The following is a 6,091-nucleotide window of genomic DNA, read 5'->3' as shown; positions in this document are numbered from 1 at the left end:
ATGTAGTTGGCAGGCTAGTTCTTTGCAAGGGTGCCGAAGCAAAGGCACGTGAAAATCTTAAGCGTCATTGACCCCGGTCCGCCTCCGCCTGACGCATCATTCTCGCCTTCTCACGGCCAATTCCGACGCGGTTGCCGACAAGGCCGCAAACGCCGGTCATGATGAACACGGCAAGCCACCAACCAGCGAAGGCGGTACCGAACACTGCAATGCCGAATGAAGGCATGACTATCGTCGCGAGGATAAGACCGGCTACAACGAAGGAAGTCGTCCAGCGCTGTTGAGTGCTCGTCCATGCATGCCGGATGAACCTGTTACGCACTATCCGCAACGCTGTCTGAAAATTCTGATTCATACCCCCCCCCGCTTAAGCCGAATTCGTTCCTATCGCGGGGTTGTCGATAAGGCAAATGCAAAGCCCGCCGGTATAAGCACTCCTCAATCTCGCTCATGCCGCTTGTCCCATGCGTCCGGCCTGCGGTGCTTCCTATGCTTGAGGAAATATCTTGAATCCATCGTGGCCAACCGCAGGAGGGACCTTGGCATCGCCTTCGAATCAGCGCGTCGCCTCGGCTTGGAACTCGCCTTCAATCATGGCATCGACCTTGGGCGGGGCGAGGCATTGGACTCCAGACAAGTCCGATTTGCCGCCGTCTCCACGCTGGGGCACGACGACCCGGAAAACCCTCTTGCGCGCCCGTAAGTGTCTGTCCTCTCTGGATCAGGAGCAGTCAGAAACAGTCGACAGGAGGCGGCGCGACCATGCCCGAACCAGACCGTATCATCCGCTTGAAAACCGTCCTTTCCCGGACCGGTCTGTCCCGGTCCACCATCTACCGCAAGATCGCCGAAGGCACCTTCCCACGCCAGATCCAAATCAGTGTCCACGGTTCAGGCTGGCATGAATCCGACATCAGTCGCTGGATCACCAATCCCGTTTCGTGGCGTCGGCAAGACGAGGGCGACAAGTTGTGATGAGGGTGATGCACACTGCGCGGAAAGCTGGCCTTCATCGAGACGCCGCGGTCGCGGCAGCGAGGCTATTCCTTGAACCCATGTGGGCCATGTCCATCAGGAGCGTCGCCAATGCGAACGAACGCGGCAAACCAGAAACGATAGTCGGCCTCGCGCCCATCAAGATGGGTTGCTCAAGCAGGGCGACTTTGGATCGAACCGCACACAACTGGCCGCTTATCTGCTTCGGTGGGCGCCCCTCAGGCTGACACAGCAAGCGTTCAGCGAAACGCCGTGACGGCGGCCACCGATCTGGCTTCCTTCGAAGCAGACTGCTTCCTCTCCGCCTATAAGAGCAGTCAACTAACGGTTGTCCGATCGATCCGGCGATCGTCGCTGGATCGACGTTTATGATGGCGGGCGAGGTCATCCAGCACAGATCGGATATGCGGCCAGGGGAAATCGTCTGGATGTTCCCAGTGCTCACCGTCACGCAGGATGACCGTAAGCTTGGCCAAAATGCCTTCGATGGACGTGGCCGCTGTCTGCGTCAGATCATCCAGAAGTGCGCTTTCGGCTGTTTCCGATTGCCGGATCAGTTCGTCTGTTCTCGAATAGCCGATCTCATCATCAGCAACGTCCCAGCGCACCTGGTGTGCCGCGAAATCCGCAAGCGCCCTGCCCCATTCGACTTCATATTCAGGAGAGTAGGCATCGTTCAGTCTCTCGATGGAATGGAGCGTCACGTCCTTACCATCGGCAAGCCGCACCTTGGCGCAGGGAAAGCCGACCGTCCTGGCGAGTTGTGTCTCCAACCGCTGCTGTTCGCGGCACAGCGCCAGTGTCTCATCGTGGATCTTTTGCCAGTTCCCACACAGACGAAGAGCAGGATCGGCCGCGCTGCTGCCGTCCGTCAGTTCGGCGGCCCAAGACTTTCCATGGAAGGGCCATGCCGCCGCGGCCGTGGCCGTGCCCGCCAGCAAGCGCCGCCGGGTGACGAAAAACGCACTCATGCTATTGTCGGAATCAGGCATGATCCGAGCTCCTAACAGCTGGGTTGTGGTGAGGCCGCGTCGAGTGTTCGCGCATTCGATGCGGCCGCTTTCTAAAAACGAAAGGATTATTTGTTTTTAGAAAGAGTATGTCAACGTTTTCCGAAAAGGCTTGCGATTTTCGGGAGTTATCACCAGTTTGCGGAATGGATTCTTCTCAATGTCGCGCCGCACGAGCGCTGTTGAAATGGACGCAAGAGGATCTCGCCGCCCGCTCCGGCGCGAGTGCTGTTACCATTCGCAATTTCGAGAACGACCGTTCTGTTCCTCAAACTGGAACGCGATACCTCCTCCAAAAAACGCTTGAGAATGCCGGCATCGAGTTCATCCCTGAAAATGGCGGTGGTGTCGGTGTGCGCTTGTCACGGCGTTCCGAACGCACGTAGGAGCACGTTCTTTGTCCTGTGGACGTGATGCGAGTTCTTCAACTAGATCGCCTAACAGCGCACGTTTGCTGTCCGAATGCAGCAAATCAACCAATTCGGCTGCGTCGCCGATTGCGGCTTTGCGAACTGCGTTGCCAAAGCTCACGTCATAGAGCTTGGCGTTTTCCCGCCCTGCAAAAATGCGGCCCAATCGCTCATCATGGCGCGGCGCTTCACAATCATGGTTTCACGCCGATATGCGGCCTCAACGTCGCTGTTGATGGCATGGGCGAGCGCAAATTCCCGCATGTCTCTTGGATAATCTGACAACTCCCCTGCCCAATCCGAAAACGTTGACCGCAGCCCATGGGGCACGGCTGGACGCTTCGAGTTCTTGTCGAGCCAGCCCGTGCGGCCCGCCTCGATCTCGCTTTCGTGCATCCGTCTCATGGTCGCACTCAACGTCATGTCGGACAGCATGCCGCCCCGGATCGCCGGAAACACATATTCTGTGTCGGCGGTCGCGGCCTCTTTCATCGCAGTTAGGATTGTCATTGCCGCATCGGATAGCGCCACAACGTGCGGGCGCTTCATTTTCATTCGCGACGCCGGCACTGTCCACAATTTGTCGTTCCAATCGATTTCCGACCATTCCAAACCGCGCACTTCACCTGATCGCGCAGCGGTCAATGTCGCGAATTCCAATGCCCGTGCACCCGTGCCTTCGCGTTTGCGCAATGCCGCGAACCACGTGGGCGCGTCTTTCAACTGAACGGCGGGCTGATTATCGACCGTCGCAACCTTGCTTGGCTTGGACAACATGGCATTGAGATTGCCCTTCCACTGTGCCGGATTGTCGCCCTCGCGGTGTCCGTGTGCCTTTGCCCAATCAAGCACGCGTTCGCAACGTTGCCGCAGACGCGTGGCCGTCTCCGTCTTGGTCGTCCAGATCGGCTTAAGGATTTCAACCATGTGATGTTTGGTGACCTCGGAAACGGCAAGATTCCCGATGACGGGCATTGCGTAGGTGTCCAGCGTGGATTGCCATTGCTTCCGATGCTTTTCGTTTCTGAATTCCGCCAGCGTGTCGGCAAGAAATTTGTCGACGGCATCGCGGAATGTAAGATAGCGCTTTGCGGCCTCAATCGCGGTTTTGCGACGGTCGCGCTTCTCTTGTAGCGGATCGATGCCGTTGTGGATTTTGTCTTTGGTTGCCCTCGCTCGCTCGCGAGCTTCGCCCAATGACACATCATGTCCGCCAAGACCCATTTCGCAACGCCGGCCATTGACGTTTGTTGTGCGCAATAGCCATGACCGGCCGCTGCCCGGCGTGATTTGGAGCATGAGCCCGGCAACACCGCCAACAGCAAACACAGCGTTGCCCGGTGTGGTCCATCCGGGGTGTTTCAAGTTCCTGACGGCCAGTGCTGAAAGTTCCTTAGCGATCTTCGGCATTTCCTGATCCCATCATCTTACCCGCCAAAAACTGTGGCATTGGATGATGCGAATTGCAACGGCGCGAGACAGCTATTTTAGATTAAAGCACTGATATTGCCTATGATTTTCATTGGTTGAGATGACATGAGACAGTAATATGGCTGTCACTCCCTCCGCCAAGTTGTCAATAAAACCAAACACTTAACAAGCAAAACGGACCTTGCATAACGGCAACCCGTCCCAAAAGAGAAAGCCCGCCGCCGTGAGGCAGCAGCCATTTTCGCCGCGTGCCGGCGGTCAAGGCTTCTTATCGCCGTTTGGATTTGGAACCGGCGCCTCTCGGACATCTCGCGGAGGCGGATCAACATGCTGAGGTTCTGGCGCGTCCTTGTCATGAGGCCGGACTTGCGCCTCTTTCGGATTTGGCTTCGGCGGGGGCCGCTCTTTGGTCTGGTTTGGCATCAGCGCTCTTCCCTCGCTTGAAACCCCACAGCAAGCCCATTTGTTCCGATGGGACGGAAGCCTTGGCCTATGCCAATTGCGGCGCGCCATACGCGCCAGGGCAACTTTCGTTCGTCGACCCGATAGCCGAGCATCCGGCGCTTTATCGTTCGGGTCGATCGCTCTCGCGTCCTTCAAGCACTGCTCCGACAGTCAGCCTGCACATCTTTCATCGCTGCTCAAAGGGTGACGTCACCTCGTTGCTGCGAGACAGCAATGCGCTCCTAACCAAACCGGCCCGGCTTCATGGAATAACCGGTCAGCTCTTGGCGGGGTTGGGTGCGCCGTAGAACTGGACGCCAAGCCGCTCCTTCCTTCGCCAGCGCACCACCGTTTGATAGGTGGCCGCATCGTCAGGCACATGCAGGAGAAAACGCTCCGGCACGAAGGCGTCGGCAGGAACGCGCAGTTCGGCCCCTCTTTCATGCTGATTGTGGACGGAACAGCCAATCGCCGGGTTGTCAGGACCCGCGACGATCGTGGCCTCCTTCAGGACAATCTCACGTTGGTGAAGGCGACGCTCTCGTCTGGGTTCATCGGGTTCCATGCGCGTGCCTTGCTCGATCCGGAATCACCCTCGCGGCGGGCGGCCCCTCATATTAGCCGGCGCTTTATTGACCTGCCAGCTACGCGAGGTCGAATGATATCCCAAAGACAACCCTCTTCGCTACCGGCCACCTCGGGCCGCCGGACCCACTGCATGGAATTGGCGACTGTCGGGCAGTCCGGGCGCGGCAATCGGCGCCATCCACGAGGATCCGGCGCATCGCTGAAGGGACTGGCCGCGCGCGCCGGCATGTCGCGGTCGAGCTTCGCGCTGAAGTTCAGGGAAACGGTCGGCGTGCCGGCGATGGATTACCTGACGCGCTGGCGCATGCTGCTGGCCAGCGACAGGCTGGAGAACAGCGATGATCCCATCTCGGCCATAGCGCCGTCACTCGGCTACGAGTCCGAAAGCGCTTTCAGCACCGCTTTCAAGCCGGTCATAGGCCGCTCGCCACGGCAAAACAGCCGCGACCTGACCACCGCTCCCGCGCACGAGGACATGGAAGCTTCTCGCTCGGATCAGTTCGATCCCGCCGCGGGCTGAGGCGGCTGGCCATGCCCCGATTTGTGTTACCGCCTGACGGGAAGTCTCCCACTCCGACGCCAAAATTGTCCGGCCAAGGCAATACCACGCTCAACCGTACATCTTGAGGTTGAGGTCGATTTCGGCTATTACTATGTCGGGAGGGGTAGTAGCTGTGAAAGTCGTCATTCGCGTGATCGAGGACGCGGCAAATCTCGTTGCCGTCGCCGCCATGCTGTTGGTCTTGCTGCCATTCCTTGCGCTTGACAAGGCGGAGCAAGCGACCAGGTGGGCCCGGCAGAAAAAGTAGCCGCTTACTTAAACACAGCTCGAATTTGCTTGCGAAAGGCAGGCTTGGCCATTCGTCCATGGCCTGCCCCAACGGACCGCGCCAATGGCCGGTGCCCTATGGTCGATCGGGCCTTACTGGATCGATGGCGCCACGCGCATTGCAATCAAACCAACCCCAAGCAACCTTTTGTCTTCAGGCGTCACCCTCGATGCAGCCACGGAGGCCTCAGGCCTCAACTCGATCGTCGTGAAGCCCGACTGCCGCAGGAGCAGACGGGGAATGACGATGCGATGCTCTTCCGGCTGCATGGACCGTACAACGCTGATCGTGGTGATGGGGGTTTGGTTGACGCGCACTTCGACGCGCGGAATTCGGCCGTCCTTGTCGGCAAGCTGCATGATCCGGAGATCGATGACCTGTC

Annotated in this window: 7 protein-coding genes and 1 pseudogene; 3 read left to right on the top strand and 5 right to left on the bottom strand. The window is 58.5% G+C overall.

Annotation, left to right across the window (positions count from 1 at the left end):
* Nucleotides 1-64: 64 nt before the first annotated feature.
* On the bottom strand, nucleotides 65-355 hold the full coding sequence (locus tag EN742_RS20970) for a hypothetical protein (RefSeq protein WP_128333227.1): 291 nt from the start codon (nucleotides 353-355) through the stop codon (nucleotides 65-67).
* Between the two features lie 407 nt (nucleotides 356-762).
* On the opposite strand from EN742_RS20970, the gene EN742_RS20965 reads away from it, so the two are divergent.
* Nucleotides 763-975, top strand: a complete 213-nt coding sequence (locus tag EN742_RS20965; RefSeq protein WP_128333226.1) for an AlpA family phage regulatory protein — start codon at nucleotides 763-765, stop codon at nucleotides 973-975.
* Nucleotides 976-1,313: 338 nt separating this feature from the next.
* On the opposite strand, the gene EN742_RS20960 is transcribed toward EN742_RS20965, so the two are convergent.
* Nucleotides 1,314-1,988 (bottom strand): hypothetical protein, encoded by a 675-nt coding sequence (locus EN742_RS20960; protein WP_128333225.1) that lies wholly within the window; start codon nucleotides 1,986-1,988, stop codon nucleotides 1,314-1,316.
* A gap of 107 nt (nucleotides 1,989-2,095) precedes the next feature.
* Between EN742_RS20960 and EN742_RS20955 the strand changes: the two genes are divergently transcribed.
* Nucleotides 2,096-2,392: a helix-turn-helix transcriptional regulator gene (locus EN742_RS20955; RefSeq protein ID WP_245492367.1), complete on the top strand. Its 297-nt coding sequence runs from the start codon at nucleotides 2,096-2,098 to the stop codon at nucleotides 2,390-2,392.
* A 141-nt stretch (nucleotides 2,393-2,533) separates the two neighbouring features.
* Here the strand turns inward: EN742_RS20955 and EN742_RS20950 are convergent, their stop codons facing one another.
* Entirely contained in the window at nucleotides 2,534-3,826 is a 1,293-nt protein-coding gene (locus EN742_RS20950; RefSeq protein ID WP_128333224.1) for a site-specific integrase, read from the bottom strand.
* Between the two features lie 742 nt (nucleotides 3,827-4,568).
* Nucleotides 4,569-4,856 carry a PilZ domain-containing protein gene (locus EN742_RS20945; protein WP_126054557.1) on the bottom strand — a complete coding sequence of 96 codons (288 nt, stop codon included), beginning with the start codon at nucleotides 4,854-4,856 and terminating at the stop codon, nucleotides 4,569-4,571.
* Between the two features lie 181 nt (nucleotides 4,857-5,037).
* Here EN742_RS20945 and EN742_RS20940 point away from each other — a divergent pair.
* Nucleotides 5,038-5,399, top strand: a pseudogene (locus tag EN742_RS20940) (AraC family transcriptional regulator); the annotation flags it as partial.
* A gap of 402 nt (nucleotides 5,400-5,801) precedes the next feature.
* Here the strand turns inward: EN742_RS20940 and EN742_RS20935 are convergent.
* Nucleotides 5,802-6,091: hypothetical protein (locus tag EN742_RS20935; protein WP_210214470.1), on the bottom strand; the 290-nt coding region annotated here is incomplete at its 5' end.

Origin of the sequence: Mesorhizobium sp. M4A.F.Ca.ET.020.02.1.1, from assembly GCF_004022645.1 — a bacterium.
Classification (GTDB): Bacteria; Pseudomonadota; Alphaproteobacteria; order Rhizobiales; family Rhizobiaceae; genus Mesorhizobium.
This window is presented reverse-complemented; position numbering and strand designations above follow the sequence as displayed.

Bases quoted from the DNA above. Each gene is read 5' to 3' on its own strand.
- EN742_RS20950 (WP_128333224.1), bottom strand. From the start codon at position 3,826: ATGCCGAAGATCGCTAAGGAACTTTCAGCACTGGCCGTCAGGAACTTG.
- EN742_RS20945 (WP_126054557.1), bottom strand. From the start codon at position 4,856: ATGGAACCCGATGAACCCAGACGAGAGCGTCGCCTTCACCAACGTGAG.
- EN742_RS20955 (WP_245492367.1), top strand. From the start codon at position 2,096: ATGTCAACGTTTTCCGAAAAGGCTTGCGATTTTCGGGAGTTATCACCA.
- EN742_RS20970 (WP_128333227.1), bottom strand. From the start codon at position 355: ATGAATCAGAATTTTCAGACAGCGTTGCGGATAGTGCGTAACAGGTTC.
- EN742_RS20960 (WP_128333225.1), bottom strand. From the start codon at position 1,988: ATGCCTGATTCCGACAATAGCATGAGTGCGTTTTTCGTCACCCGGCGG.
- EN742_RS20965 (WP_128333226.1), top strand. From the start codon at position 763: ATGCCCGAACCAGACCGTATCATCCGCTTGAAAACCGTCCTTTCCCGG.